General features: G+C 62.0%; 31 protein-coding genes, 1 pseudogene and 1 riboswitch. Of the genes and pseudogenes, 16 read left to right on the top strand and 16 right to left on the bottom strand.

Annotated features, from left to right (window positions below; translation table 11 throughout):
* The first annotated feature begins 47 nt into the window (after window positions 1-47).
* Both GBEM_RS01720 and GBEM_RS01725 read left to right on the top strand, forming a co-directional pair.
* On the top strand, window positions 48-1,079 hold the full coding sequence (locus GBEM_RS01720) for an endonuclease/exonuclease/phosphatase family protein (RefSeq protein ID WP_012528785.1): 1,032 nt from the start codon (window positions 48-50) through the stop codon (window positions 1,077-1,079).
* A gap of 115 nt (window positions 1,080-1,194) precedes the next feature.
* Window positions 1,195-2,424, top strand: a complete 1,230-nt coding sequence (locus tag GBEM_RS01725; protein WP_012528786.1) for an acetate kinase — start codon at window positions 1,195-1,197, stop codon at window positions 2,422-2,424.
* Here the strand turns inward: GBEM_RS01725 and metX are convergent.
* From metX to GBEM_RS01745, 5 genes are all read right to left on the bottom strand, one after another.
* Window positions 2,421-3,524, bottom strand: a complete 1,104-nt coding sequence (gene metX, locus GBEM_RS01730) for a homoserine O-acetyltransferase MetX (RefSeq protein WP_012528787.1) — start codon at window positions 3,522-3,524, stop codon at window positions 2,421-2,423. The two genes, GBEM_RS01725 and metX, sit on opposite strands and share 4 nt — an antisense overlap.
* A gap of 99 nt (window positions 3,525-3,623) precedes the next feature.
* Window positions 3,624-3,725, bottom strand: a riboswitch (SAM riboswitch).
* A 74-nt stretch (window positions 3,726-3,799) separates the two neighbouring features.
* The gene (locus GBEM_RS21370; RefSeq protein WP_012528788.1) at window positions 3,800-3,970 is read right to left on the bottom strand and encodes a hypothetical protein; all 171 of its coding nucleotides are present in this window, start codon (window positions 3,968-3,970) and stop codon (window positions 3,800-3,802) included.
* The gene (locus GBEM_RS01735) at window positions 3,967-4,830 is read right to left on the bottom strand and encodes an NAD(P)-dependent oxidoreductase (RefSeq protein WP_012528789.1); all 864 of its coding nucleotides are present in this window, start codon (window positions 4,828-4,830) and stop codon (window positions 3,967-3,969) included. The genes GBEM_RS21370 and GBEM_RS01735 overlap by 4 nt, the downstream gene beginning before the upstream one ends.
* Before the next feature lie 82 nt (window positions 4,831-4,912).
* A complete protein-coding gene (locus tag GBEM_RS01740) occupies window positions 4,913-5,104 on the bottom strand; it encodes a hypothetical protein (protein WP_041262526.1) in 192 nt (63 codons plus the stop codon).
* Window positions 5,101-5,970, bottom strand: coding sequence for a TIGR02757 family protein (locus GBEM_RS01745; protein ID WP_012528790.1), 870 nt, complete (start codon window positions 5,968-5,970; stop codon window positions 5,101-5,103). Before GBEM_RS01745 ends, GBEM_RS01740 begins: the two co-directional genes overlap by 4 nt.
* A gap of 95 nt (window positions 5,971-6,065) precedes the next feature.
* On the opposite strand from GBEM_RS01745, the gene GBEM_RS01750 reads away from it, so the two are divergent.
* The gene (locus tag GBEM_RS01750; RefSeq protein ID WP_012528791.1) at window positions 6,066-6,437 is read left to right on the top strand and encodes a pyridoxamine 5'-phosphate oxidase family protein; all 372 of its coding nucleotides are present in this window, start codon (window positions 6,066-6,068) and stop codon (window positions 6,435-6,437) included.
* Here GBEM_RS01750 and dtd read toward each other — a convergent pair whose 3' ends face one another.
* Genes dtd through dapF form a run of 5 tightly spaced genes read right to left on the bottom strand, consistent with a single transcriptional unit; the run spans window position 6,438 to window position 9,601 of the window.
* Entirely contained in the window at window positions 6,438-6,887 is a 450-nt protein-coding gene (gene dtd, locus GBEM_RS01755) for a D-aminoacyl-tRNA deacylase (protein ID WP_012528792.1), read from the bottom strand.
* Entirely contained in the window at window positions 6,884-7,417 is a 534-nt protein-coding gene (locus tag GBEM_RS01760; RefSeq protein WP_012528793.1) for an O-acetyl-ADP-ribose deacetylase, read from the bottom strand. The genes dtd and GBEM_RS01760 overlap by 4 nt, the downstream gene beginning before the upstream one ends.
* Before the next feature lie 19 nt (window positions 7,418-7,436).
* Window positions 7,437-8,288, bottom strand: coding sequence for a deoxyribonuclease IV (locus tag GBEM_RS01765; RefSeq protein ID WP_012528794.1), 852 nt, complete (start codon window positions 8,286-8,288; stop codon window positions 7,437-7,439).
* A 57-nt stretch (window positions 8,289-8,345) separates the two neighbouring features.
* Window positions 8,346-8,768 carry an HIT family protein gene (locus GBEM_RS01770; protein WP_012528795.1) on the bottom strand — a complete coding sequence of 141 codons (423 nt, stop codon included), beginning with the start codon at window positions 8,766-8,768 and terminating at the stop codon, window positions 8,346-8,348.
* Window positions 8,765-9,601, bottom strand: coding sequence for a diaminopimelate epimerase (gene dapF / locus GBEM_RS01775; protein ID WP_012528796.1), 837 nt, complete (start codon window positions 9,599-9,601; stop codon window positions 8,765-8,767). The genes GBEM_RS01770 and dapF overlap by 4 nt, the downstream gene beginning before the upstream one ends.
* A gap of 133 nt (window positions 9,602-9,734) precedes the next feature.
* Between dapF and GBEM_RS01780 the strand changes: the two genes are divergently transcribed.
* From GBEM_RS01780 to larE, 3 genes are all read left to right on the top strand, one after another.
* A complete protein-coding gene (locus GBEM_RS01780; RefSeq protein WP_012528797.1) occupies window positions 9,735-9,944 on the top strand; it encodes a hypothetical protein in 210 nt (69 codons plus the stop codon).
* Window positions 9,945-10,057: 113 nt separating this feature from the next.
* On the top strand, window positions 10,058-10,516 hold the full coding sequence (locus tag GBEM_RS01785; protein WP_012528798.1) for an RrF2 family transcriptional regulator: 459 nt from the start codon (window positions 10,058-10,060) through the stop codon (window positions 10,514-10,516).
* Between the two features lie 73 nt (window positions 10,517-10,589).
* Window positions 10,590-11,396 (top strand): ATP-dependent sacrificial sulfur transferase LarE, encoded by an 807-nt coding sequence (larE, locus tag GBEM_RS01790; protein ID WP_012528799.1) that lies wholly within the window; start codon window positions 10,590-10,592, stop codon window positions 11,394-11,396.
* A 13-nt stretch (window positions 11,397-11,409) separates the two neighbouring features.
* Here larE and GBEM_RS01795 read toward each other — a convergent pair whose 3' ends face one another.
* A complete protein-coding gene (locus GBEM_RS01795) occupies window positions 11,410-11,844 on the bottom strand; it encodes an Hsp20/alpha crystallin family protein (RefSeq protein ID WP_012528800.1) in 435 nt (144 codons plus the stop codon).
* 107 nt (window positions 11,845-11,951) lie between these two features.
* Window positions 11,952-12,125: a hypothetical protein gene (locus tag GBEM_RS21375; RefSeq protein ID WP_012528801.1), complete on the bottom strand. Its 174-nt coding sequence runs from the start codon at window positions 12,123-12,125 to the stop codon at window positions 11,952-11,954.
* Between the two features lie 185 nt (window positions 12,126-12,310).
* Here GBEM_RS21375 and GBEM_RS20580 point away from each other — a divergent pair, with 185 nt between their 5' ends.
* The 3 genes from GBEM_RS20580 (at window position 12,311) to GBEM_RS01805 (ending at window position 16,221) form a co-directional block, all read left to right on the top strand.
* The gene (locus GBEM_RS20580) at window positions 12,311-12,484 is read left to right on the top strand and encodes a hypothetical protein (RefSeq protein WP_012528802.1); all 174 of its coding nucleotides are present in this window, start codon (window positions 12,311-12,313) and stop codon (window positions 12,482-12,484) included.
* Complete coding sequence (gene polA / locus GBEM_RS01800; RefSeq protein WP_012528803.1) at window positions 12,484-15,162, top strand: DNA polymerase I; 2,679 nt, start codon at window positions 12,484-12,486, stop codon at window positions 15,160-15,162. Before GBEM_RS20580 ends, polA begins: the two co-directional genes overlap by 1 nt.
* Before the next feature lie 69 nt (window positions 15,163-15,231).
* On the top strand, window positions 15,232-16,221 hold the full coding sequence (locus GBEM_RS01805) for a PilZ-like domain-containing protein (RefSeq protein ID WP_012528804.1): 990 nt from the start codon (window positions 15,232-15,234) through the stop codon (window positions 16,219-16,221).
* Here the strand turns inward: GBEM_RS01805 and GBEM_RS01810 are convergent.
* Together GBEM_RS01810 and GBEM_RS01815 are read right to left on the bottom strand one after the other, a co-directional pair.
* Window positions 16,205-17,062 (bottom strand): HDOD domain-containing protein, encoded by an 858-nt coding sequence (locus tag GBEM_RS01810; protein WP_012528805.1) that lies wholly within the window; start codon window positions 17,060-17,062, stop codon window positions 16,205-16,207. The two genes, GBEM_RS01805 and GBEM_RS01810, sit on opposite strands and share 17 nt — an antisense overlap.
* Before the next feature lies 1 nt (window position 17,063).
* The gene (locus tag GBEM_RS01815) at window positions 17,064-18,980 is read right to left on the bottom strand and encodes a GspE/PulE family protein (RefSeq protein WP_012528806.1); all 1,917 of its coding nucleotides are present in this window, start codon (window positions 18,978-18,980) and stop codon (window positions 17,064-17,066) included.
* 368 nt (window positions 18,981-19,348) lie between these two features.
* On the opposite strand from GBEM_RS01815, the gene GBEM_RS01820 reads away from it, so the two are divergent.
* The 3 genes and pseudogenes from GBEM_RS01820 (at window position 19,349) to GBEM_RS01830 (ending at window position 21,572) form a co-directional block, all read left to right on the top strand.
* Window positions 19,349-20,059, top strand: coding sequence for a Smr/MutS family protein (locus tag GBEM_RS01820; RefSeq protein WP_012528807.1), 711 nt, complete (start codon window positions 19,349-19,351; stop codon window positions 20,057-20,059).
* Window positions 20,060-20,090: 31 nt separating this feature from the next.
* A pseudogene (locus tag GBEM_RS01825) lies at window positions 20,091-21,004 on the top strand (ROK family protein).
* Window positions 21,005-21,152: 148 nt separating this feature from the next.
* Window positions 21,153-21,572 carry an FKBP-type peptidyl-prolyl cis-trans isomerase gene (locus GBEM_RS01830; protein ID WP_012528809.1) on the top strand — a complete coding sequence of 140 codons (420 nt, stop codon included), beginning with the start codon at window positions 21,153-21,155 and terminating at the stop codon, window positions 21,570-21,572.
* Here the strand turns inward: GBEM_RS01830 and GBEM_RS01835 are convergent.
* Window positions 21,547-21,843 carry an MTH1187 family thiamine-binding protein gene (locus tag GBEM_RS01835; protein ID WP_012528810.1) on the bottom strand — a complete coding sequence of 99 codons (297 nt, stop codon included), beginning with the start codon at window positions 21,841-21,843 and terminating at the stop codon, window positions 21,547-21,549. The two genes, GBEM_RS01830 and GBEM_RS01835, sit on opposite strands and share 26 nt — an antisense overlap.
* Window positions 21,844-22,059: 216 nt before the next feature.
* Here GBEM_RS01835 and GBEM_RS01840 point away from each other — a divergent pair, with 216 nt between their 5' ends.
* From GBEM_RS01840 to GBEM_RS01855, 4 genes are all read left to right on the top strand, one after another.
* Window positions 22,060-22,992, top strand: coding sequence for an NAD(P)H-binding protein (locus GBEM_RS01840; protein WP_012528811.1), 933 nt, complete (start codon window positions 22,060-22,062; stop codon window positions 22,990-22,992).
* A gap of 167 nt (window positions 22,993-23,159) precedes the next feature.
* A complete protein-coding gene (locus GBEM_RS01845; RefSeq protein WP_012528812.1) occupies window positions 23,160-23,558 on the top strand; it encodes a response regulator in 399 nt (132 codons plus the stop codon).
* A gap of 35 nt (window positions 23,559-23,593) precedes the next feature.
* Complete coding sequence (locus tag GBEM_RS01850; protein ID WP_012528813.1) at window positions 23,594-24,310, top strand: PilZ domain-containing protein; 717 nt, start codon at window positions 23,594-23,596, stop codon at window positions 24,308-24,310.
* A 42-nt stretch (window positions 24,311-24,352) separates the two neighbouring features.
* Window positions 24,353-25,057, top strand: coding sequence for a cytidylate kinase-like family protein (locus GBEM_RS01855; protein WP_012528814.1), 705 nt, complete (start codon window positions 24,353-24,355; stop codon window positions 25,055-25,057).
* Window positions 25,058-25,091: 34 nt separating this feature from the next.
* Here GBEM_RS01855 and GBEM_RS01860 read toward each other — a convergent pair whose 3' ends face one another.
* Window positions 25,092-25,706, bottom strand: a complete 615-nt coding sequence (locus GBEM_RS01860) for a response regulator (RefSeq protein ID WP_012528815.1) — start codon at window positions 25,704-25,706, stop codon at window positions 25,092-25,094.
* Between the last annotated feature and the right edge of the window lie 17 nt (window positions 25,707-25,723).

Below are 25,723 nucleotides of genomic sequence, written 5' to 3' on the forward strand. Positions count from 1 at the left end.
CCTGTGGGCGACAGGGGCGGATCTGACCCGGTCCCCGGAGGTGGCGCATGAGGCCCGTTTTGTGGTTGAACCTCCTCTACGCGGCTGTCATCGCAGCCATCGCCCTTTCCCACCGGATAGGCGCCGACCGCTTCTGGCCCGGCGCCTTGAACCTCTACCTCCCTCAGGTTATGTGGGCACTGCCTGGCATCATCCTGCTGCCGGTTACCTGGAAAGCCGAGCGTCCCTGGGTTTGGCTCCCCCTTTGTGCCCTCATGTGGGTCATCGGCCCGGTGATGGGGTACAACTGGCCCCTGAACCGGGAGAAGGGGGAAGTGTCGGGGACCCCGCTCAGGGTGATGACCTGGAACATCAAGTACGGAAAGCATGACCTCATGCCGCTGGTGGAGGAACTGGAGCGCAGCCGCCCCGACATCGTCCTTTTCCAGGATGCGGTGCGCGCCGGGGCTGGTCCATTGGCGGGGTACTTCAAGGATTGGCACCTGCTCAGCCAGGGGCGATACCTGATCGCCAGCAGGTATCCCCTCTCGGCGGCCGAGGTTTTCGAGCTCCCCTACTCGGGGCGGAGTAAGGAGTACCTCCTGCGCTGCAAGGTGCGGGTCGGTTCCTCGGAAATATCGCTTTACGACGTCCACTTCAAGACCCCGCGCCGAAGCTTGAACGCCTTCCGGAAAGCGAAGCAAGGTCCCTGGTATATCCCGGATGCGGTGGAAAGGTTCGAGGACAACGTGACGCTGCGGCTCATCCAGGCCAGGACTGTCGCCGGATACCTCTCCCGCGAGAAGGGGCCGGTGCTGGTGGCGGGGGACCTGAATTCGCCCGACTCTTCCCTTGTCTGCCGCACGCTCAGGGAGGCGGGGCTGGCGGACGCTTTCGCCGCGGCCGGAGAGGGGTACGGCTACACCTACGGGCATTTCCTTTTGAAAAACAGGATTCCCTTGCTGCGCGTTTCCTGGATGCGCATCGACCACGTCATGACCAACTCCTGGCTCACCGCTTCCCGCTGCCGGGTCGGGACCGGCAGGGCGTCGGACCACCGGCCCGTGATCGCCGATTTTTTACTAAAGAATTCCCCGTAGTTGTCGTGGAGTTCCCCCACTTGTAATTGCACTTTTCAACCGAGCATGCTAGTTATGGTCGGTCTAACGAACAAGCGATCGGGCCGCCTGCGCGCCCGGACTGGAGTCTTTCAGCATGCTCATCCTCACCCTCAACTGCCGGAGCTTTTCCGTGCAGTATCAACTTTTCGACTGGGGGCAAAACCGCACCCTGGCCAGCGGGAACGTGGAGCGGATCGTCATCGGGGATACCTTCCTCATCCACAAGGTCCCCGGCAAGGAGCCCAGGCAGCTTGACGCCGACTGCGCCGATCACACCCAGGCGCTGCAATTCGTGTTGGACACGCTGACCGACGCGAAGGACGGGGTGCTCCCTGATGTAGCAAGCATCCGCGCCATCGGGCACCGCGTGGTTCATGGGGGAGAGAGGTTCACCAGGTCGGTGCTGATAGATGACGACGTCGTCGCGGCCATCAAGGAGACCGCGAACCTCGCCCCGCTGCACAACACCCCGAACTTGGCCGGCATCCGGGCAGCGCAGGAGCTCTTGCCCGACCTGCCGCAGGTCGCCATCTTCGACACCGCCTTCCACCAGACCATGCCGGAAAAAGCCTATATCTACCCACTTCCCTACGACTGGTACAAGCAGCACGGCATCAGGCGCTACGGCTTCCACGGGCAGTCACACCTCCATGCCGCCAGGAGGGGGGCCGCGCTCGCCGGGGTTCCCCTGGAGCGCTGCAACCTGGTGACGGTGCACACCGGCAACGGCGTGTCGCTCTGCGCGCTGAAAAACGGGGTCTCGGTCGATACCAGCATGGGGCTCACGCCGCTGGAAGGGGTGATGATGGGGACCCGCTGCGGCGACATAGACGCGGGGATCGTCCCGTTCATGATCAACGAGGCGGGCATCTCGGCGACGGACATGGATCTCTTCCTGAACCAGAAGAGCGGGCTCGCGGGGATAGTGGGGCGCCGGGTGAGCCGCAGGACGGTGGTGGACGAGGCGGTGGTGGGAGACGCACGTTGCCAGCTGGCTCTCGACATGGAGTCCTACCGTCTGCGCAAGTACATAGGGGCCTACATCGCCGTGATCGGCAAGCCCGACGCCATCGTCTTCACCTACGGCGAGGGGTGGGAGGACTGGCCGGTCCGGGGTATGGCGCTCAAGGGGATGGAACAGTTCGGCATCGAGGTGGACCTGAAGCGGGACGAGGAGGCCTTGCGGGGCGAGCGGGAGATGCTGATCAGCGCCGACAGCTCCAAGGTCAAGGTGTTTGCCCTTCCCAGCGGCGAGGAGATGATGCTCAACGAAGACGTGGCCGCCATTATGGGGTGGCCGGTGCGCGAGGCGGGTGCTGCCTAGACCTTGACCCGGTCCAGGAAGGACTCGACCAGCGGGGTGAAGGTCTGGTGCTCCAAAAGGAAGGCGTCGTGGCCGTAGGCCGAGGTGATCAGGTGGTACTCGACCTGTTTTCCCAGCGTCTTGAGTGATGCGACCATCTCCTCGGTCTGCGCCGGCGGGTAGAGCCAGTCCGAGGTGAAGGCGAAGAACTGGATCGGGGCGGTAACCGGCGCGAAGGCTTCCTCCAGCGATTCGCACCCCGAGGCGACGTCGTAGAGGTCGAGCGCCTTGGCGAGGTAGAGGAAGGAGTTGGCGTCGAAGCGGTCCACGAAGTTGTAGCCGTTGTAGGTCAGGTAGCGTTCCACCTCGAACTGCCCGAAGAAGTCGAACTGCCCGTCGCGGGCGGAGAAGCGGCGGTCGAACTTGGCCGTCATCGATTCGTCCGAGAGGAAGGTGATGTGCCCGATGCCGCGGGCTAAAGCCAGGCCGTCCTTGGGGTTCTTCCGGTATTCCCCTTTTTTCCAGTTAGGGTCGTTGAAGATGGCCCAGCGCGCCACGGCGTTCAGCGAGATGGCCTGCGCCGAAGGGCGCGGCGTCGTGGCGAGCACCACGGCCGAGCCTACCCGCTCCGGGAACTGGGTCGCCCACTCCAGGGCCTGCATCCCCCCCATGCTCCCCCCCAGCACGCAGAAAAGCTTCCCGATTCCGAGCCGGTCCATGAGCAGGGCCTGGGCCTTCACCATGTCGCGCACCGTGATCACCGGGAAGGCCAGGTTGTAGCGCTTGCCGGTCTTCGGGTTGATCGAGGTGGGGCCGGTGGAGCCGAAGCAGGAGCCGATCACGTTGGAGCAGATCACGAAGTAGCGGTCGGTGTCCAAAAGGGCGCCGGGGCCGACGATTTCGTCCCACCAGCCCGCGCGCTTCTCGTCTTCGCTGTAGCGACCGGCCAAGTGCGCGCTGCCGGTCCAGGCATGGGTCACCAGGATGGCGTTCGAGCGCGACTCGTTCAAGGTGCCGTAGGTCTCGTAGGCTATGTCGATCGGCCCCAGGATACGCCCGCTTTCCAGCCGCAGTTCCGTATCGAAGGTGGCGATCTGTTCTGTCACTATGCCGTAGGACATGTTTCTCTCTTAAATGATGCGCCGCATGCAGCAGGTATTAAAAAAGCCCCGTCTCGGTATGAGAGAAGGGGCTTTTGTGGTGATGGAGCTAAAGCGCCTTTCTCATCTTCGCCTTTCGGCAGGATTTAGCACCTGTCGCCCATTTCTGGGCCGGTTGCTGTGGCTTCGCAGGGCCTTTCCCTCCACCACTCTAGATAAGCAGGTCTTTTTATTCAATTGTGGCTGCAGGATAAGGGAGCCGTTTATATTTGTCAACGGCAAACTTGCCCGGCGGTTTACAAGTCGTTACGGTATTTCACCAGCAGGTAAAAGCAGACTACCCCACCAACGGCCATCAGCGCGTCGCGCCCCCACGGTATGGGCTTGTCCAGCCCGGAGTAGATCAGGGGATCGAGGAAGGCGCTGGTGAGGAGCGTCACTGCGGCCAGGGAGAGGAGCTTTTTCACGAGGCGATCGCCTTGAAGACGGCGCTGAAGTCCTGGTCCGAGAACCCTTGCGACCTCGCCCTTTTGAAGCTTTCATTGGCGGCGGAGGCGGAAAAAAGCGGCTGCCCCAACTGATCCCCGAGCGCCACGGCGAGGCGCATGTCCTTTTGCATGTGCTTGAGGGGAAAGGCCGTGGCGAAGTTTTCCTGCCCGATCTGCGCCCCCTTCAGCTTGAACATCGGGTTCGCCATGGCGCCGGCGTCGATGACGTCCAATAGGTCGCTGCATTCGAGCCCCGCCTTGTCAGCGAGCGCGAGCCCCTCGCAGAAGATGGTCATCATCCCTCCCATGACCATGTTGACGATGAGCTTCATCTGCGCGCCGCGCCCCACCTCGCCAAGATAAAGGCTTTTCTTTCCCATCTTTTCGAAGAGCGGGAGCGCCTGATCGAAGAGCCCCCGGTCGCCTGCGGCGAGGATGATCAGGGTGCCGTCCTCGGCCGGCTTCTTGCTGCCGGAAACGGGAGCTTCCAGGAACCTCCCACCCTTGCCGGTCACGGCAGCGCCGATCTCCTGCGCCGTCGCGGCGTCGACCGTCGACATGTCGACGTAACCCCTTCCGGCGCCGATCCCTTCCAGCGCGCCTTCAGGGCCGAAGCAGACCGCGTGTGCCGCTGCCGGGTCGGCCAGCATGGCGATGGTGACGCTGCAGGAGGAGGTCACCTCGGCGGGGGTGGCGGCAACCGTGGCCCCGAGCGCCGCGAACTCGGCGCACTTTTCCTGCGACCGGTTCCAGACCGTCACCTTGAAACCCGCCTTGAGCAGGTTTTTGGCCATCGCGCTTCCCATGATCCCCAATCCTAAAAATCCGTATTGTTCCATCTTCTTCTCCTTGGAAATAGATTTATCGACTGCTATCTCTTCGATGCCAGCGCCGCCGGGCGCCACTTGCGCACCGAGTTTATCAGAAAGAGCGCCTCCGCATGGCCGCACCCCCCCGGTCGGACGCCGCCGCGTCCACCGATGGGCGCGAGTCGCCGCAGTAGAAAGGGCTGTCATGGGGCGGGAAGGGGGCCTGGAAGCGGCTTTGGTAGACCTCGCCCGCCGGCGCGTAGAAGCTGTAGCCATGCAGGTATGCGGGGGAGACCGCGGTCAAGGCGATCCAACCGGGCAGAGCCCGGCGATGGGGCAGGCTACGCACTTCAAGTGGTCCTTGCCGTCGCAACCCTCGGAGATCCCCAGGTGGCAGATGGAGAAGTCGTATTTGACCGGGTCCGCCGGGTCGAGCTCGCGCAGCGCCGCGGTGATCTCGCGCGCCATGCGCCAGTCCGCCTGCTTGCGGGCGGTGAAGCCCAGAAGCCTGCAGATGCGCTGGATATGCGCGTCCACGGGGATGACCAACTGGTCCGGCCTGATCCCCTTCCAGATCCCCAGGTCGATGCCGTCGGCCGGCCGCACCATCCACCGAAGGTACATGCAGAGCCTTTTGCAGGCGCTACCCGAGGCGGGGGAGGGAAAGAAGAAGGGGAAGTAGGAGTCGGCGGGGGGAGTGGCGGCGCCGAAGACGGGGGTGAAGTCGAGGGACTTCACCGCCTCGCTGAACCCGGAGAGGGTCCCGGTCAGGTCCTCCTCCCCTTGGACGTGGAACTGGAGCAGCCACCCCTCCACGGACCCCGCCTGCTCCAGCATGGTGCGGCAGGCGAAAAGGAGCGCGCAGAGGTCGCGGGCGTCGTTGAAGCGGTGCTTGAAACCGGCGAAGAGCCGGGAGCCTTGCTCCGGCTCTAACCGCTCGACGAAGCGGCGCGGGGAATCCCCCATCCGGTCGAAGATCCAGGCGAGGTTCTTCTTGATTATCTTGACGTTGCCGTAGGCGAACGAGGAGGCGATGAGGCCGGCGATCTCCTGGTCCCGCGGGTCGGCATAGCGGTGGCAGAACGAAAGCGGGTCGTTGGCGAGGTGCTCCTGCGAGCGGACGGCGTAAAGTGAATCGAGTACGGTTTTAAGTTCCAGCGAGCTTCTCATTGGCGCAGCGCTCCCAGCTGTTATGGACAATCCTTTTGAACCTGCTAAGTTATCATAGTGCTAAATCAGCTTAAAGGAAAAAGGGGGTGCAACACATGAGACTTGCAGAACTCTTTCCAGAGGGGGGACGAGGCATCATCGCCACCGCTGACGCGGCAGGCGTGGTCAACCAGGCGGTCTTCGCCATACCTCATGTAGTGGACGAGCAGACGCTGGCCTGGGGCTTCAGCGAGGGGCGCACGATCGCCAACTTGAGGGAGAACCCGCACGCGAGCTACCTTTACCTCGCACCGTCCAGGGGATACAACGGCTGGAGATTGACCTTGACCATGGCCGAGGAAGCCGGCGAGGGGGAAATGCTGGAGAACATCAGGGAAAGGACGGCGCAGGTGGCGAGCCCTCAGGCGAGCGCTGCGGTGACCCGGGTGGCCTACTTCAAGGTGGAAGAGGTGCGCCCCCTGATGTGACTAGCGCTTGGGCGGGGTCTCCAGGATGAAGGTCACCGGACCGTCGTTCACCAGGGAGACCTCCATATCAGCCTGAAAGATCCCGCTTTGCACCGGCACCCCCCGCTCCCATACCTGTCCCATGAAGTAGCTGTAAAGGCGGTTCGCCTCCTCGGGGGCCGCGGCGGTGTCGAAGGAAGGGCGGCGCCCCTTGGAGCAGTTGCCGGCCAGGGTGAACTGGGAAACGGCGAGCATCTCCCCCTTCACCTCTGGCAGCGCCAGGTTCATCTTCCCCTCGTTGTCAGCAAAAATCCTCAGGTTGACGATCTTTTCCGCCATCCAGTCCGCCTGGGCGCAGCCGTCGCCGATCTCGACGCCCAAGAGCACCAGGACGCCCTTCCCGATCTCGCCGACCACCCTCCCCTCAACCGAGACCTTCGCTTCTTTCACCCGCTGGATTACTGCCTTCACGAAAAAACCTCCTGCAAAAGCTCTTGATAAATCTGTTCCGCCTCGGGCGAAAAGGGGACGAAGACCACCTTTTTCAGGTCCGGATAGCCCTCCAGTGCGGCCTTTGCCTCTTCCAGCGCGATCCTGCAGGCGAGGCGCATCGGGTAGCCGTAGACCCCGGCGCTGATGGCCGGGAAGGCGATGCTGGAGAGCCCATTTTCGTGGGCCAGGCGGCAGGCGTTGCGGTAGCAGGAGCGAAGGAGTTCAGGCTCGCCGCGGCTCCCGCCGTGCCAGACCGGGCCGACCGTGTGTATCACGTGGCGCGCCGGCAACCGGTAGCCGGCGGTGATCTTGGCCTCGCCGGTGGCGCACCCCGACAATGTTCTGCACTCGGCCAGAAGCTCGGGGCCTGCGGCGCGGTGGATGGCGCCGTCCACGCCTCCTCCGCCCAGAAGTGTGCCGTTGGCGGCGTTGACGATGGCGTCGACGGCTATCCTCGTTATGTCCCCGCGGATGATCTCCACCCTTTCGCTGAGCTTCGTAGCGCTCATGAAGGCACCCCCCGCCCGGTCACCCTTCGACCAGGCTCCTCAAGAGTTTCAGGTTCACCACATCCATCTCGTCGGCGTCCCCCTTGGGCGTCTCGATGAACTTCGGCACCAGCTTGAAGTGCGGGTCGTTCAGGATGAAGCGGAAGGGTTCCAGCCCGAGCGCCCCCGCGCCGATGTGCTCGTGGCGGTCCACCTTGCAGCCGAGCCCCTTCTTGGAGTCGTTCAGGTGGAAGGCCATCAGCTTGTCGATCCCGAGCGCGCTGTCGAACTCGTCGAAGGTCCGGCGATAGCCGTCCCGGTCTGCGATGGGGTACCCCGAGGCGAAGGCGTGGCAGGTGTCGAAGCAGACGCCGAAGCGGGTGGGATAGGAACTCCCCTCTATGATCGACTTCAGGTGATCGAAGCGGTAGCCGAGGTTCGTCCCCTGGCCGGCGGTGTTTTCCAGCAGCACCTTCCCGGTGAACTCCGGCACCTCGGCGAAGAGCTGGTCGAACGCCTCGCAGATGCGCCGGATGCCGGTCTCCTCGCCGTCGCCCGTGTGGGAGCCGGGATGCATGACGATCTTGTCGATGCCGAGTGCTGCGCAGCGCTGCATCTCCTCCTTGAAGGCGATGAGGCTCTTGTCCTTCACCTCGCCGGGGGCGGCTGCCAGGTTTATCAGGTAGATGTCGTGGCTGACGACGTGAGAGAGCCCGGAGGCGGTCAGTTTGTCCCGGAAGAGCTGGGCGTCGGCCGGGGAAACCGCCTTTCCTTTCCACTGGTTCGAGTTCTGGGTAAAGATCTGGATCACCCCGCAGCCGGAGCTTACCCCGCGGTCAACAGCGTTATGTATGCCTCCGGCGATGGAGACGTGTGCGCCCAGCAGGTCCATGGTTTTCCTTTTGGCTTTTGGCCCCTTCGGTGAAGGGGGAGAGACGTGTTGCAGGCGCTAGCCCAGGATGTTCTTCAACTGTGCCTTGATCAGCGCGGCCCGCTCCCGGTACTCCTCGGGTTTGAGCACCACTTCCTGGTGCGGCTCGCTCCACTGCGGACGGGGCCAAAGCGGGTCCTTGGAGCGGCGCGGCACGATATGCCAGTGCATGTGCGGCGCCATGTTCCCCAGCAGCTCGTAATTGATCTTGTCCGGGCTGAAGACGCTGTGCAGCGCCTGGGCCACGGCGGTTACCTCGGCCATCACCCCGTTTCTGACCTGCTCGCTCAGGTGGAACAATTCGGTGACGTGGTTCCTGGTATAGACGAAGCAGTATCCGGCAAAGAACTGGTCCCGGTTCAAGGAGACCAGGGTGTGCTTCAGTTCGACCACCCTCTGGTCCGGATCGTCCTGCCATTTGCTGCAGATTGGGCAGTTCATAAGTCGATTTCTCCGGTAAACACTTCAACCGCCGGGCCGGTCATGTAGATGTTGCCGTCCTCCCCCCACTCCATCTCGAGATCGCCGCCGGTCAAGTGGTTCAAGATGCGCTTCTCTGTCAGCCCGTTCAGGACGCAGGCGGCGGTGACTGCGCTGGAACCGGTGCCGCAGGCAAGCGTTTCGCCGGCGCCGCGCTCCCAGGTGCGCTGGCGCACCTCGGTGCGGGAGACGATCTGAACGAATTCCACGTTGGTGCGGCGCGGGAACAGCTCGTGATTCTCGATCAGCGGACCGTACTTCTCGACCTGGAACGTGTCCACGTCATCCACGAAGATGACGCAGTGGGGGTTCCCCATGGAGGCGCAGGTGATGTTGAAGCTGGAGTGGAGCACGTTGAGCGGCACGTTGACCACCCGCTCCTCCGGTTCCCCCAGCATGGGGATTTCCTTCCTGGTCAGCCTCGGCGGCCCCATGTTCACCCGCACCTTTTCCACCTTGCAACCGGCGTCGGTGAAAAGCTGCAGGGTCAGGATCCCGGCGCCGGTTTCCGCAGTTATCTCATTTTTCGTCACGATTCCGTGGTCGTAGGCATATTTCGCCACGCAGCGGATGCCGTTGCCGCACATCTCGCTTTCTGATCCATCCGAGTTGAACATCCGCATCCTTACGTCGGCCACTTCGCTCGGCATGATCAGGATCAGCCCGTCCGATCCGATGCCGAAGTTGCGGTTGGAGACCTTTATCGCCACCGCGGCAGGGTCATGCACCGCCTCTTCGAAACAGTTGACATACACGTAGTCGTTGCCTGCACCCTGCATCTTTGTGAATTTCATAAGGAAAGACCCCCGGGAAAAGTATCACTCTCTAATAGCAAAATCGGCTGGGTCCAACAAGAAAAAACCGGAGTAGCTTGACCGCGGGGACATCTTTTAAGTAAGATCTGGGAAAAATTTACTCGGAGGCTTCATGGAGCTGAAAAACAGGATCTGGATGAACGGGAATCTCGAATGGTACGCCTACATAGGCGACGCCGAGGTTTTTCTGGGGAGCCGCGAGGTTCCTATTCCGCTGGAAGAAGGAGACAAATGGACTAACGCCTATGGCGACGTTTTCGAGATCATCGACTCGGCCATCGTCCACGTGGGAAGGGTCGAGCCCCCACAGAGATACTGGTAGTTATGCCCCTTTGCGCCGGTCGGCAATGGCAGGTCTGGTCCGGTTTAAATTGTTGACATGACAAATGTGGTATTGTATCTTCTCTTATCCACAAATCCAGGGGAGATACTACCATGAGATTATCGACCAAGAGCCGTTACGGCCTGCGTGCTCTTTTTGACATCGCCTATAACGCCGGGAGCCAGCCGGCGCAGATCCAGGATATATCCCGCCGCCAGGACATCTCGCCGCGCTACCTGGAGCAGATCTTCCAGGGACTCAAGAAACACGGGATTTTGAAGAGCAAGCGCGGGCCGCAAGGGGGCTACTGCCTCGCCAAGAGCCCGGAGGAAATCACGGTGCGCGCCGTCATCGAGGCGACCGAAGGGGATACCCTCATCGTCGACTGTGCCAGCCGGAAAAAAGGGGAGTGCAACTTCGACGGCAGCTGCGTCACCCAGACCGTGTGGGAAGAGTCCAACAACAGGTTGAACGAGTTCTTCGAGTCGATCACGCTGAAGACCTTGTGCGACCGCGGCGAGACGCTCGGCATCAAGCGAGAGCAGGACCACCGCTTCATGTACTTCATCTAGGGGCTGGGCGGAAAGGGGACTGCCGGCAGAGACATGCTGCCGCGGCGCCGCCGGCCCTGCCCGCAAAGAACTTATGCAAACTGCCCAGGACAAGTACTTGAAGTTGCAGGAAATCCTGCGCGAAATGGGGTCGCTCTTGGTCGCTTTTTCGGGCGGCGTCGACTCTACCTTTCTTCTTAAGGCCGCCTTCGACACCTTGGGCGCAGAACGGGTGTTAGCGGTCACCGCCACCTCCCCGACCTATCCCGAATCTGAACTCGCCGAGGCGAAGAGGCTCGCGACCCGGATCGGAGCCCGCCAGGAGCTCGTGGTCTCCAACGAACTGGAGATACCCGGCTTCCGCCACAACCCCAAGGACCGCTGCTACCACTGCAAAAGCGAGTTGTTCCGGATCTGCACGGAGAAGGCGCGCGACAACGGGTTTGCCTTCGTCGCCGACGGGAGCAACACAGACGATCTGGGCGACTACCGCCCCGGCCGCACCGCCGCCTGTGAACTGAAGGTGCGTTCGCCGCTTCTGGAAGCTGGCCTCTCCAAAGGGGATATTCGCGAGTTGAGCCGCGGGCTCGGGCTCCCCACCTGGGACAAGCAGGCCTATGCCTGCCTGGCCAGCCGTTTCCCCTATGGGACCGAGATCACCGAGCAGAGGCTGAACCAGGTGGAGCGCTGCGAGGAGTTCTTGAAGGGGGAGGGGTTCACCGTGTATCGGGTGAGGTTTCACTTGGAGAGTGCGCGCATCGAATTGAGCGAGGCGGAACTGCCGCGCATGCTGGAGCCCTCCCTCAGGGGGAGGACCATTGAGTTTTTCCGCGCCGCCGGATTCACTTATGTGTCGCTGGACCTGCAGGGGTATCGTACCGGGAGCATGAACGAGGGGTAGGGCGCCCGGCGCCCTATTTCACCTCGACTGTTACCGGCATGACACCGGTTTTGGGTAGGACTATGGTGAGGACGCCGTAGTCGCAGCTGGCGCTGACGGCATCGGTATTTAGATCCGCGGGAAGCGCGAAGCTCCTCTGAAAGGGGCCGAAGTAGCGCTCGATCCTGTGGAAGTTCTCCTTCCTGATCTCCTCGGAGTGCCTGCGCTCCCCCTTCACGGTGAGGGTCTGTTCCTCGACCTTGATCTCGATGTCCTTTTGCTCCATGTCCGGAACTTCGACCTTGATGGTGACCGCCGAGGCGTCTTCGTAGACGTCGGCCGGGGGATGCCAGACACCCTCCCTGATCTCTTCGCCGACCTCCCTGGTCCACGCCATGTCCAAGAGCCGGTTCATCTTGTCCTGCATGCTTCTAAGCTCGCTCAACGGGTTGTACCTGACGATCGCCATCGCGTTCCTCCGTCCGGCGCCTGGGCGCCCCAAAATGTAGGTATCAAATTAAGGGGAGGGGGCCGTCTCCTCAAGCCCCCTCCCCGTTGTTCCTATTCCGCTATCTCTCAGACTCTCTTACCTTTGGGAACTGTGTGTTTCAATTTCTTGGAGCCGTCATAGAGGTGTTGCTTTGTCAGTTCTCGTTGTGCTTTGAGGTCTTTTCTGTCGTAATCCACTGCCAGGTTGATTTCCATCTCCTGTGCCAATTCGTCGATGGTTCTCTCTTCGTTTCGTGCCATGCTGGCTCCCCTTGATCCTGGTTGTGTTGGCGTCGATTACCAAATGTCTTGAACCTGCTGCACCCCCTTTTTAGTTTTCCAAATCATAGCAGTTTGACACTTTTTTGCAATAGAACATTTCGCCTTGAACCACAAGGGGTTATCGGATAATATGGGCGGGAATTTGCCCCCAAAGAGGAGTGATTATGCTGCAGTACAAGGTGGTCGAACTGAGTCACGTTTCCGATGAAACTATCGAAGAAGCGTTGAACGAATGGACCCAGAAGGGATGGAAATTCGACGCCCTGCAGTTCGCCATGCGGGACGGAAGCCGCCGCCCCGCCATGGCCTTTGTAGTATTCACACGCGAGGAGCCCTAGTGACGACTGAAACAGAGACGCTGTACCTTCTGGACGGCTCTTCCTACATATACCGCGCCTATTTCGCCATCAGGCACCTCTCCTCCCCCAGCGGTTTTCCCACCAACGCGCTCTACGGCTTCACCCAGATGCTTCTTAAGGTGATGAAGGACCGGGCTCCCGCCCACGTCGCCGTCATCTTCGACGCCGGCAAGATCACCTTCAGAAACGAGCTCTTCCCCGCCTACAAGGCGACCAGGAGCGCCATGCCGGAGGACCTGGCCCAGCAGATCGAGCCGATCAAGCAGATGGTGCGCGCCTTCAACATCCCGGCGCTGGAGCTGCCGGGGTTCGAGGCGGACGACATCATCGGGACCATCGCCAAGAAGTGCGAGGCTCAAGGGATGGCCTGCGTCGTTGTGACCGGCGACAAGGACCTGATGCAGATCGTCTCCGACCGGGTCACCCTGCTCGACACCATGAAGGAGAAGAGCTTCGGCATAGCCGACGTGTACGAGAAGTTCGGGGTGGCGCCGGAGCGTGTGGTGGACGTGCTGGCGCTTTGGGGTGACGCTTCCGACAACATCCCCGGCGTCCCCGGCATCGGCGAGGTGACGGCCAAGAAGCTCTTGCAGGAATTCGGCTCTCTGGACGAGCTTCTGGCCCGCGCCGGCGAGGTGAAGGGGAAAAACGGCGAGAGGCTCGTGGAGTTCGCCGACCAGGCGCGCCTATGCCGCACCCTTGCCACCATCGACTGCAACGTCCCCATCGAGTACAGCGTCGACGACTTCGCGGTGACTCCGCCGGACAACCGCCGCCTGGCGGCCCTGTTCCGGGAGTACGGCTTCGTGACCCTCTTGAAGGACCTGACCAGCTCTCCCACCCTCTCCTGCGACCGTTACTCGCTGGTCCTTACCGAGGAGGAGCTGCGCCGCGTGGTGGCCGAGCTGGAGGCGGCCCCCGCCTTCGCCATCGACCTGGAGACCACGAGCCTGAACCCCAGGGAGGCGCGGGTCGTGGGATACGCGGTCAGCTGCCGGCCGCACGAGGCCCGGTACATCCCGGTCGGGCACCGCTATCTCGGGGCTCCGGAGCAGCTTCCCGAGGCCCTGGTGCTTGAGATCCTCGGGCCGCTTCTGAAGGACCCGGCGCGCCGCAAGATCGGCCAGAACCTGAAGTACGACTACCAGGTGCTCCGGATGGCGGGGTTCGAAATGGAGGGGATCTGGTGCGACACCATGCTGGCCGCCTACCTGGTCAACCCGGCGCGCAACAGCCAGGGGCTGGACGCCCTGGCCTTGGAGTACCTGGACCACCGCATGATCTCGTACGCGGAGGTGGCGGGGAGCGGCAAATGCGAGCTGAACTTCTCCGAGGTGGATTTGGACCGTGCTGGCCCCTACTCCTGCGAGGACGCCGACGCCACGTATCTCTTGCACGAGATACTGCTCCCCAAGGTGCGGGAGCAGGGGATGGAAGAGCTCCTGTTCGACTTGGAGATGCCGCTGATGCGGATTCTGGCCGATATGGAGCTCCACGGGGTGAAGCTGGACGTTGACCTCATGAAGGAGCTTTCCGCCGGTTTCGGCAAACAGCTGATCGAGCTGGAGGCGCAGATCCACGAGCACTGCGGCGGCCCCTTCAACATCAACTCCCCCAAACAGCTGGGGGAGATGCTTTTCGAGCGTATGGGGCTTGCCGTCGGGAAAAAAACCAAGGGGAAGACCGGCTGGTCCACCAACGTGGAGGAGCTGGAGCGGCTGGCCGAGGAGCACGAGGTGGCGCGGCTCCTTTTGCAGTACCGAAGCATCTCGAAGCTGAAGTCGACCTATACCGACGCGCTCCCCAAACTGGTCGATCCTGCCACCGGCCGCGTGCACACCTCCTATAACCAGGCGGTGACCAGCACCGGCAGGCTCTCCTCCAGCGACCCCAACCTCCAGAACATACCGATCCGGGGCGAAGAGGGGCGCGGCATCAGGCGCGCCTTCATCGCGGAGCCGGGGAGCCTCATGCTTTCCGCCGATTACTCCCAGATCGAGCTCAGGGTGCTGGCGCACCTCTCCGGCGACCGTGTCCTCTGCGAGGCCTTCGCCGCCGGCGAGGACATCCATCGCCGCACCGCGTCCGAGGTGTTCGGCATGTTCCCGGAGCTGGTGACCTCCGAGATGAGGCGCCAGGCCAAGGTGATCAACTTCGGCGTCATCTACGGCCAGGGGGCCTTCAGCCTCGCCAAGGAGCTGGGGGTGACCCCCAAGCAGGCAAAGGCTTTCATCGACAGCTACTTCGAGCGCCACAGCGGCGCGCGGAGCTTTCTGGACAGCTGCATCAGGGAAGCGGAGGTCTGCGGCTTCGTCACCACCATAATGGGGAGACGGCTCTGCATCCCCGAGATAGCCAGCAAAAACGGCAACGTGCGCGCCTTCGCCCAGAGAAACGCGGTTAACTACCCGATCCAGGGATCGGCCGCCGACATCATCAAGGCAGCCATGCTGAGGGTGATCCGCCGCATGCAGCAGGAGCGGGTGGCGAGCCGGCTCATCATGCAGGTCCACGACGAACTGGTTTTCGAAGTTCCCGAGGCGGAGCGCGATCTCATGGAGGAACTGGTGCGGACCGAGATGGAGGGAGCCCTGCCGCTGTCGGTGCCGCTCAAGGTGGACCTCAATTTCGGGCTTAACTGGAGCGAGGCGCACTAGATCAGGGAGCGGGGTGGCCAGCGATTAGACTGGTCAGGTTGATATTAAAGGCTTTCCGGAGAGGCGATTATGACCGAGCAGTTGGAGCAGTACCAAGCGCATTTCCAGGAAGGTGGACGGGTCAGGGTAGGGGTGCCGCTGAAGGGGGGAGGCGCCTTCTCCGAATGGGGAACAGTGGCTTCGCTGGACGACGACCTCCTCCAGCTCTACCTCTCAAGGGACTCGCTTCCCGAGCAGGCGCGCCTGGAACTGGGGCGGACCCTGGATCTGGCGCTCGACGGAAAGCAGGGGCCGCTCGCCTGCCGCGGCGTGCTGGTCGCCGACCATGCAGCGGACCACCGCCTGGTGCTGCGGCTGGTGGAGGACGTGGTCCCGTATGAGCCGAGGGAATACTTCCGTCAGGACGTCTACCTTCCCCTGATCTATCGGCGCACCTTGAGCCAGGTTGCCGAGGAGGTCCGGCTGCGCTGGGAGCACTCGCGCCGGGAGATCGAGCTGGCCGCGCAAGACCCGGATCCGGACGAGCCTGAGGAAGTGGCGGACGCAAGGGAGGAGATCAGGGCGAGGCTGGAAAAGCGCAAGACGGCGCCCCCTTTGGCCGCCAACCTAAGCGGCGGGGGGGCGAGGCTCAACATCGCCGAGCGTTTTGCCGAGGGGGAGTTGGTGGAGTTGAGCATCTACCTGCCACAGCACTCCAGGATGATAGAAATCATCGGCGAGGTGGTCCAGGTGACGGCGCTTCCGGACCGGGTGCGTTTTAGCACGGCGCTCAGGTACCGCTTCATCGACGAGGCCGACCGGGACCGGCTGATCGGCTACATTTCGGCCGAGCAGTTGCACCAGATGTCGCAACATGGGCCGCGGGTGCTGCTCCCCCCGCCGGAGGAGCCTTCAGTTTGGCGCCGCCGCCTGCAGGTGACCTTCGTTCTTGCGCTTCTGGCGGGATTCCTCGGCTGCCAGGCGCGGGCCATTCTGGTGGCGAAACAGCGGGGCGAGAAGTGGGAGGTGCAGCGGGTCTTCGACCAGGGGTTCATGGAATTCCTCAGGCGGCAGAGGTGACGGTGACCATCTCCATGGCGTCCTCGATGGTGATTTCCAGCTCGGCCAGCATGATCTCCTTGATGCCCATCCCCTGGGCCTCGAAGGTTGCGGCGAGCATCAGGTTCGGCTCCGGCGGCGAGCCGAGCCCGAGTTTGCGGCAGGCGTGATCCACCAAGCGCACCAGGGTGAGGAGCACGTCGCTCGTGTCGCTTTGCTCCTTGTGGTGGTCCCTGACGATGGTGCAGTAAATCTCCGGGAGGTTCCACTTCTGCATCAGCTGGTACCCCGTTTCGGCGTGCATCGCAGTCATGATCTCGTTGGTCAACTCCCGTGACACCCCTTTCTGCCCGCTGTCCGCGAGCATGATCCCCTCCAGCACCCTGAGAATCAACAGGCAGCCGATGTCGTGCAGGAGCCCGGCGATGAACCCCTCTTGCGCTAGCTGCTTATAGCCGCTTTTCTCGCACAGCCACCTGGTCCCGATGGCGCAGCCGATGGCGTGCTTCCACAAAAGCTGGGAGTGGCTCTTCAACTCGGGCATGGTGAAGCTGTTGTAGCTGCTTTGCTGTGAGGCGAGCATGGCGACGCTGGCGATCTCCCGCGCCCCCAGCCGTATTACCGCGTCGGTGATGGTGGTGACCTTGGCGAGACCGCTGAAAAAGGCGGAGTTGGCGAGCCTCAGGATCTGGCTGGTGAGCGCCTGGTCCTTGATGATCAGCGCCACCACCTGATCGATGCTGAAGTCCGTGGCCGCCAGGATCCCCTGCAACTTTAGGGCGATGGGGTGGAACACCGGCAGGTTGAGCGATTCTGATTCTAGCTGCTCCTTTACTACCTCGACAAAGGGTCTGCTGTGCATGTCAATCCCCCAAAAGGCGCCTGATCTCGGAAATCGGGCGCGGTTTGCCGATCCTGGGGAGGAGCCGCACCGTGTCGTGCAGCGACACCAGCCCCGCGGCTGCCTTGCAAAGCCCCGACTCCAGGAGCGTGACCATTCCGGTGCTCTCCGTGGAGATCTTCCTGATCTCGTAGGAGGTCTTCTTGCTGAGGATGGCGTCCTTCACCAGTTCGTTCAGTATCAGCATCTCGAATACGCCAACCCTGCCGCGGTACCCGCTGTACCTGCATTTGGCGCACCCCCGTCCGATCCTGAACTCGGCCCCCCGCAGGTCGGCGTTGCTGTAGCCTATCCGCCGGAGCTCGGTCGGCGTGGGAAGGTAGCTCTCGCTGCACTCAGGACAGATGCGGCGCAAAAGCCGCTGCGCCAGGACGCAGACCACGGTGGAGGCGATCAGGAATGCCTCGATGTTCATGTTCATCAGGCGCAGGAGCCCCCCGACGCTGTCCTCGGTGTGAAAGGTGGTGAGGACCTTGTGCCCGGTGAGCGCCGCCTGGATCGCGGTTTCGGCGGAGAAGCTGTCCCGGATTTCTCCCAGGACGATCACGTCGGGGTCCTGGCGCACGATGTGCCTGAGGGTTTCCTCGAAGGTCACCCCGATCTTCTGATTGATGGAGCACTGGGCGATCCCCTCAATCACGTATTCAACCGGTTCCTCGGCGGTGACGATGGAGGTGTTCAGGTCGTTTAGGTGGTGCACGCAACTGTACAGCGTGGAGGTCTTGCCGCTGCCGGTAGGCCCGGTGACGATCAGGACGCCGCTTGGCGTATCCAGCGCGTCGTCGATGAAGCGCTCCAGCATGCGCCCGGACATGCCGATCTCCTTGAGATCGAGGAGTTCCGCTTTCATACTCAGAAGGCGGAGCACGATCTTCTCTCCGTGGATGGTGATGTAGAAGGAGACCCTCATGTCCAGAGTGTTGCCGCTCTTTGCGCTTTCGTAGCAGATCCGGCCGTCCTGGTGCCTCCTCCTCTCGGCGATGTCCGCCTCGGCCATAACCTTGATCCTGCTGCTGATGGGAAGCGCCAGCTCCCTGGCGAAGTCCTTGTATAGGACCAGCATCCCGTCCCGCCTGAAGCGCACCCTGAGCGCGCTGCGCATCGGCTCGATATGTATGTCGCTTGCCCCCTCCTTCAGGGCCTCTTCGAAGATGGAATTCACAATGCCGGTCACCGTGTGCTCGTCGGTCGCCGTGCCGTCCCCCTGCACCATCCCCCGCTTCAAGAGGCTGAGCGCGTCCCGGATCGCCTTCATGGTGCAGATGGCGAAGGAGGTGGTGTTCTGGCCGAACAGCTTCTCCGCCGTCTTTCTCCCCTCCAGGTTCAGGGGGTCCGCGATCGCCACCAGGACCTTCCCCTCCTCCTCCTTGACGGGAACGAAGCTGTGCTGCGCCAGCCAGTGCTGGGGGACCCGGCCCAAAAGCGCCCGGTCGATGCTGGAGGCGTCCAGGTCGATGAAAGGGAACCCCAGTTGGAAGGCGAGCACCTCCGCCAGGGTGTACTCCTCGATAAAGCGCTGTTCCACCAGGATCTCGCCCAGCATCTTGCAGTTTTCCCCGTCCCGCTGTATCCCGAGGGCGGCCTGCAACTCTCCCGGTTTCAGGTAGCCGAGTTCCACCAGCAGGGCCCCGAGCTTCACCGATACCATGTTGCTCCGGAGCGTCTCCCTGAGCTGCTCCCGGGTGAAGAAGCCGAGCTCCAGCAGCACGCCGACCAGCGTTCTCGGGGAGAGGAGTTTTGCCTTGACCCGCTGCGCGTAACTGAGCTGGGTGTCCGCGAGGTAACCCGACTTCATCAGCAGGGCCGCGATCTCGAGGCCGGAGTCGTCCATCCCTTCCTTGCGATCCGCCTCTAATTTATAGTTGCCGTGACTCTCCATACACCATCTCCTGCGCCCGTGCTGATCGCCCTCTCTTTACATTGGTTCCGATCGCAGCCACTCTTCATTGACATGGGTCCCGATTCCTTGGTAGTATACCATGCCAATTGGAGTGAGCTAATTTAACTCCTCTGAAGAAGTCGCCGTTTGTTCGCTGAATTTTCCCCAGGCATATTGAATAGTTATCCGCCGGAATGGCGGTGGCCGCCGCTGCAAAAAATGTGGCGCCTGCCGCCTTAGTTCCCTTGGCAAGACGATCGGCGCAGGGTTGGAGCGCTTGGATCGCTATGTTCATTAGATTCAGGGTGCACTCCGTTCCAGAAGGGGACAGGACAACAGCCGGGGTGAATAGATAGAGAGGCCGTAGCATGAAGAAGAAAGAGAAGCCGAAACAAAAGCAGAAGGAGTTCAGCGCCTCCCCCTTTAAGGCGCTGAAGGGCGCCGCACTGGATTTGAGTGCGGAAGCCCAGCCCCAAGCGCCGGCGCCCCAAAAACCGCAAAAAAGCGCCCCGAACCTGAGCGACGAGCTCCTTTTCCTCGACGCCGTAGCCGATGTGCGCCCCCTGCGTGCCACCGCGGTCACCCCGGCCAAGGCCAACGCCAACGCCAAGGCACATGGCGCCGCAAGGAGGGAGCGCGAAGAGGAAGAGCAGCGCGCCTTCTTGCAGGCCCTGGACCAATTGAAGCTCGATGTCCGTTTCCAGGACGAGTTCGCGGAGCCGGAATCCCCCGACCGTCCGGCCCCGGTGAACCGGCTGCGGCAGATAAGGCGCGGCGGGATCAGGATCGACCTGCAGCTCGACCTGCACGGCCTGACCCGGGAGGAGGCCCTGGAGAACCTGGACCGCTTCGTCAAGGGGGCCTATAACCGCGGGCAGAAAGGTGTGCTGGTGATCACCGGCAAGGGGAACAATTCCGCCGGCGAACCTGTTCTCAAGTCCGCAGTCGCCGGCTGGCTCAGGGAGAAGGGAAAGGGGATGGTCTCCGAATTCATCCAGGCCCCCAACGACATGGGGGGGAGCGGCGCGGTAGTGGTCTTCCTCAAGGAAAAGAAGGCGCCGGAACCGGAGCAAGGGTAGCGCCCTCTTTCCCGCAGCAACAGGAGCAGCGATGCCGGCATCGGAACCGTACCGCATAGGAGTGGATCTGGGCGGGACCAAGACGGAGGTCGTGGTGCTCGATCCGCAGGACGGGGTTGTCTTCAGGGAAAGGAGGAAGACCCCGCTGGTTGAGGGATACCATGCCGTGCTGAACTGCGTGGCCGACCTGGTGCGGGATGGGGCCTGCCGGGTGCCGGCGGCTAATAGCTGCACGGTCGGCATCGGCATCCCGGGCTCCGTCGATGCCGTCAGCGGAATGGTGCGCAACGCCAACTCGGTCTGCCTTATAGGGCGCCCGTTGCAGGCCGATCTGGAGCGGCTTTTGGGTAGGAGGATCGGGGTAAGAAACGACGCCGACTGCTTCGCCATGGCCGAATGCCGCAAGGGGGCGGGAGCGGGTTACGGCCTTGTCTTCGGCGTCATCATGGGAACCGGTTGCGGCGGGGGATCTGCGTCGACGGCGTGGTGCGCGAGGGACCGCACCGGATCTGCGGGGAGTGGGGGCATTTCTCTCTCGACCCTTCCGGCCCCCCTTGTTACTGCGGCAACCGGGGGTGCATCGAGACCAAGATCAGCGGCTCCGGGGTAGAGGCCGCATTTGCCGCGCGCTACGGCGAGAGCCTCAGCATGAAGGAGATAGTGACGGGGGCAAGGCTCGGAGATCCGCGCTGCGCGACTGCCTTCAACGCCTTCCTGGACGACTTCGGGCGCAGCCTGGGCGGCGTCATCTCCATTCTCGACCCCGATGCGGTGGTACTGGGCGGGGGACTTTCCAACATCGACGAACTCTACCTCGCAGGCGTCGAGCGGGTGAGGCACTACGCCTTCCACAACGACCTGCGCACCCCGATCCTGAAGCACATGCTGGGGGATTCGGCCGGGGTGTTCGGCGCGGCCTGGATCGGTACCGGTTCGGCTCCCTGAGCGCCGCCATTTCTTCATTGGTTTGAATTGATAATTGCTGCTGCTATAGTTTGTCTTCGTGCCGGCCCCCCGGTAGCCGGAAACCCGCGGCAGTCCGCTCCCTACAGCCGGCCCACCAAGCCACCAGCTCTCACACAGGCGGTGCCTCATGGAAACGCAACCAGGCAAAAGGGTCAACATCAGGTACAAATGCAAACTGGATGACGGCAGGGTCTACCTCGTCGGCGAGCGGAACACCCTGGAGTTCCTGGTCGGCTCCGGGCGCGTCCCGAAGTCGCTCGAGGCGGGGCTTTTAGGAATGCAGCAGGGGGACCATCGCGTGGTACGCGTCCCCGCCGCGGAGGCGGAGCTCTTCCCCTTCCCCAAGGGATCGCATTTTGCCTTCAGCACCGGAGGGGCACCGGGAATCGCCTACGATTTCGGCCCCGGGGCGGGAGGGGACGTCTCCCACTCCATCCCTGGCAACCGGGACTACCGGGAGCCGCTTCCCGCAGGCACCGACGTCCTGTTCGAGGTGGAGATGCTTTCCGTCAAGGACGAAGTCACAGCTTCTCCCGGACGCTCCTGATCTTGTCCTCCATGCTCTGGTTCCGGTCGGTCCGGGTCCCGAGCTTGATGGTGGTGGTGATGCGCGGAGCCCCCATGCCGTGCACCACCTCGTGACACCGCTTGATGGCCGCGAACACCTCGTCCCATTCCCCCTCAATGTTGGTCCCGTAACTATGCAAAGCAATCTTCAGCCCCGCCTCGGTAAGTACCTTCTCGCATGCGGCGATGTAACTCGAAACAGAGACGCCGACACCAAGAGGAACGACGCAAAGATCCACCAGAACTTTCATCTTCTTTTCTCCTGTCACGACAGATTTGGGATGACAACACCGCGGCAATCATAGACCAAAGGCAGTATCAAATAAAGTTAAAGCTGATACTGTCGCGATCCAGACAGTAACCCTTTATCGTCCTGCCTTATTGCGCCCGCCCTGGTTGACATACCCTGCGCGCTACCTAAACTAAACCCTGTCGGTAACGGCAGTTTTGAGTGAGTCGGGGGCGAAATGAGCACTTCCAACAGCAAAAAACCGATGGTCCTAGTGACAGGGGCTACCGGGTTCATCGGCAGGAGGCTGGTAGCAGCCCTAGCCGAAGAGGGGATACCGGTGCGCTGCCTGGTGCGCAACGTCGAGTCGCCTGTTCCCGCTTGCGGGGAGGTGGTCCAGGGGGACCTGCTGCAGAGCGATACCCTGGACCGGGCGCTGGAGGGGATCGAGACCGCCTACTATCTGGTGCACGCGATGTCCGGCGATCGCGCGGGCTTCGAACGCCGCGACCGGGAAGCTGCCGAGAATTTCGTCGCCGCCGCCGCAAAGCAGGGGCTCAGGCGGGTCATCTACCTGGGCGGGCTGGGCGATGAGAAGGACGACCTTTCCGAGCACCTGGCAAGCCGGCTGGAGGTCGCGCGGATCCTGCAGGGGGGTCCCTTCAAGACCACCTACCTGCGCGCAGCCGTCATCATCGGCGCCGGCGGGGCCTCCTTCGAGATGATACGTGCACTGGTGGAGAGACTCCCGGTCATGATCACCCCGCGCTGGGTCTCCACCCGCTGCCAGTTCATAGCGGTCGGGGACGTAATCGCCTACCTGGTGGGGTGCCTGCTGCACGAGCAGACCGCGGGTAAGACCTACGACATCGGCGGGCCGGAAATCCTCTCCTACCGGGAGATGATGGAGCGCTTCGCCGAGATAGAGAAGAAGTTCATCAAGATCCTGCCGGTTCCCTTTCTTACCCCGAAGCTCTCTTCCTACTGGGTCTGGCTGGTCACGCCGATAAAACCCTCCATCTCGGCCCCTCTCATCGAAGGGCTTGGCGTCGAGGTCGTCTGCCGCGACGACAAGATTCGAGAAATTATTCCCCTGAAGCTGACGAGTTACGACGACGCGGTGAGAATTGCACTCGAGGAGGAGAGCGCTCCACCCAAAGAGTCATCCTGAAAATCGCCACGCCCCCCCTGCATTGCCCCTGCATAAATTAAAGATCAAAAGCTCAAGATTAATTAACTGCGTCCGAAGAGAGTACTGTTGCCGGAGCTTTGGTTTCCGGCGGATCAAGGTATTGTGACCCCCGCGGTGCGCAACCGGCGAGGTGGCGAGGGAGCAGCATGAACTGTCTTATCGTCGAGGATAACGAGTTCTCCCGCGAAGCCCTGAGGCTTTTCCTGGCGCCTCACGCCGAGATAGAACTGGCGGCGGACGGGCAGGAGGGAGTGGAGCTTTTCCAAAATGCCCTTGCCCGCGGCAACCGGTTCGATTTGGTGCTGCTTGACGTGGTCATGCCCAAGCTGGACGGCCAGCAGGCCTTGAAGTTGATGCGCCAGGCGGAAAAGGATTATGCGGTAACGGAAAAGCAGAAGGCCGTCATCATCATGACCACGGCGCTCACCTCGGCAGAGCAGATGCAGCAGGCCCTGTGGGACGGCGACTGCACCGACTACCTGGTAAAGCCAATAGTGCGTGCCGACCTGCTGGCGCTATTGCGCAGGTACCGTTTGCTGGTTTGATAACCGCGCGCCTCGCGCGTGGCAAGGACATGGGCATGGAACCTTATTACTACCGGGAAAACATCAGGAAAACGCTCGAGGAAGACAGCGCCGAGATAGCCGCGGGGTTCATCGACATCATCAAGGGCAACCTCCGGGTTCAGCTCAAGCTGGTGAACTATTTCAAAGGGCTCCCGATCAGCTATCCAGCCACCCCCGTCGAGATGGCCGGTTGTGTCCTGGAGCTGGATGTCCATCCCCAGCAGGCGGTGGCGCTGGAGCAAACCGGTTCCACTTTCATAAAGTGCAGCTACTTCGACCGCCCCATGCTGGCCGACGTCAAGGACGCCGACGTGCGCAGGATGATGGCATCGCTTTTCAATTTTCGGTTCGTAGAGATCCTGGCGGAACAGCGCGTGTCTTTGAGGCTTAAATTGGAGCCGCCATGCGACGCCCAGATCGTCGGCGCAGGCGGCCCTGTCGACGGGAAGGTGCTCGACATCTCCCTGGGAGGCGTTTCCATCAGGACCTCAGGTCCCTCAAACCTGCGCGAAAGCGACGAGGTGGCACTGAAGCTCATGGTGCCGAACCTGTTGCAAAGCGGAGGGACCTCGTTAGAGGTAAGGTCAACCGTGGTTGCGGTCGGCAGCGAAGAGGAGGGGGAGGTGTGCCGGTTTTCCATCGAATTGGACCCGCATGTGGAGGGGGTCATCTCGCGCTTCATCTTTCAGCGGCAAGTGGACCTGATCCGGGAACTGAAGGAGCAGAGCTGAAGCCGCGGCGGCAAGCGAGCCTTGGCGCCAAAGGAGCAGGCCGTGCCCGACAATCTCTTTATCCCGTCCGTCGACTTGAGGATCGGCTCGCTCGAGGAGTACAACCGCAGGCAGAAGGAGAAGGCCTCCTTGCGGCACGCGAAGGCGAAGCCGCGTCCCTGTATCACCATCTCGCGTGAATACGGTTGCACCGGGTACCCCACGGCGGAACTGCTCCGGGAGCGGCTTATGCAAAGGACCGGGGATGAGTGGGTACTGATAGACAAGGCCGTGCTCGAAGAGGTGGCAAAGCGCCATAACCTTTCGGAGGAGATTCTGCAGACGCTGGGGGCGGAGAACCGTATCCTGGACGAGATACTGGCCACCTTCTCTCCGCGCTGGAAAAGCAGCTACGACTACTTCCTGCCGCTATCCCGGCATGTCGTCGCCTTGGCCGAGCAGGGTAACGTCATCATCCTAGAGCTTGGAGGTGCCATCATCTCCAGGCACATCGAAAATTCCTACCACTTCAGGCTCTTTGGTTCAGCCCACTTCAAAACGGCGACCCTCGCCAGCCGGCTCGGACTGGAAAGCGAGCCGGCGGAAAAGCTGATGCACAAGCAGCAGAAAGCCCGCGACCACTTCACCCGTGATTTCCTGAATCAGGACGACCACGATCCCGTTCTCTACGACCTGCTTTTCAACAACGACCGCTGCCCCACCGACCGCATCGCCCATGCAATAGCCGATTTCGTACTGGCGAGGTAGGCCTGCGCCGGGCGGTGCGGGGGGGAGGGTGCTGCTATCGCAAGTTCGGCACCGGTAGGATCTTTTTCATCGCGGCAGCGGCGCATTCCGGACAGTAGCCGTGGCTGAAAAGGGCCTCCGAGTGGAGCGAGATGTAGCTCTCCAACTGGTTCCAATACCCCTGGTCGTCACGGATCTTTTTGCAGGTCATGCAGATGGGGAGCAGCCCGGATAGCTCCTTGACCCTGGAGAGGGCTTCCTGCAGTTCCTGGTTCTTCCGGGTCAGTGCTTCTTTTTGGGACTGCAGTTCTAGATGCACTGCGACACGATGGCTCAGGATGACGGGATTGACCGGCTTGGAGAGGAAGTCTACCGCGCCGGCTTTGAATCCCCGTGACTCGTCCACTTCGTCGCTCAGCGCGGTTACGAAGATGACCGGGATGTCCCGGTATCTGGAATCGTCCTTCAGGATGCGGCAGACCTCCAGTCCGTCCATTTCGGGCATCATGACGTCGAGCAGGATCAGGTCGGGACGATTCTCGGCCAGGGCCAGCAGCGCTTCCTTGCCGCTGTTGGCTCCAAGGACCTCGTACTCCTTGCGCAAGATCTTGTAGAGAATGATCAGGTTTTCCGGCGTGTCGTCGACAACCAGCAGCTTTTTCTTGACCACGGTATCCTCATTTCTCT

Origin of the sequence: Citrifermentans bemidjiense Bem (assembly GCF_000020725.1) — a bacterium.
Taxonomy (GTDB): domain Bacteria; phylum Desulfobacterota; class Desulfuromonadia; order Geobacterales; family Geobacteraceae; genus Geomonas; species Geomonas bemidjiensis.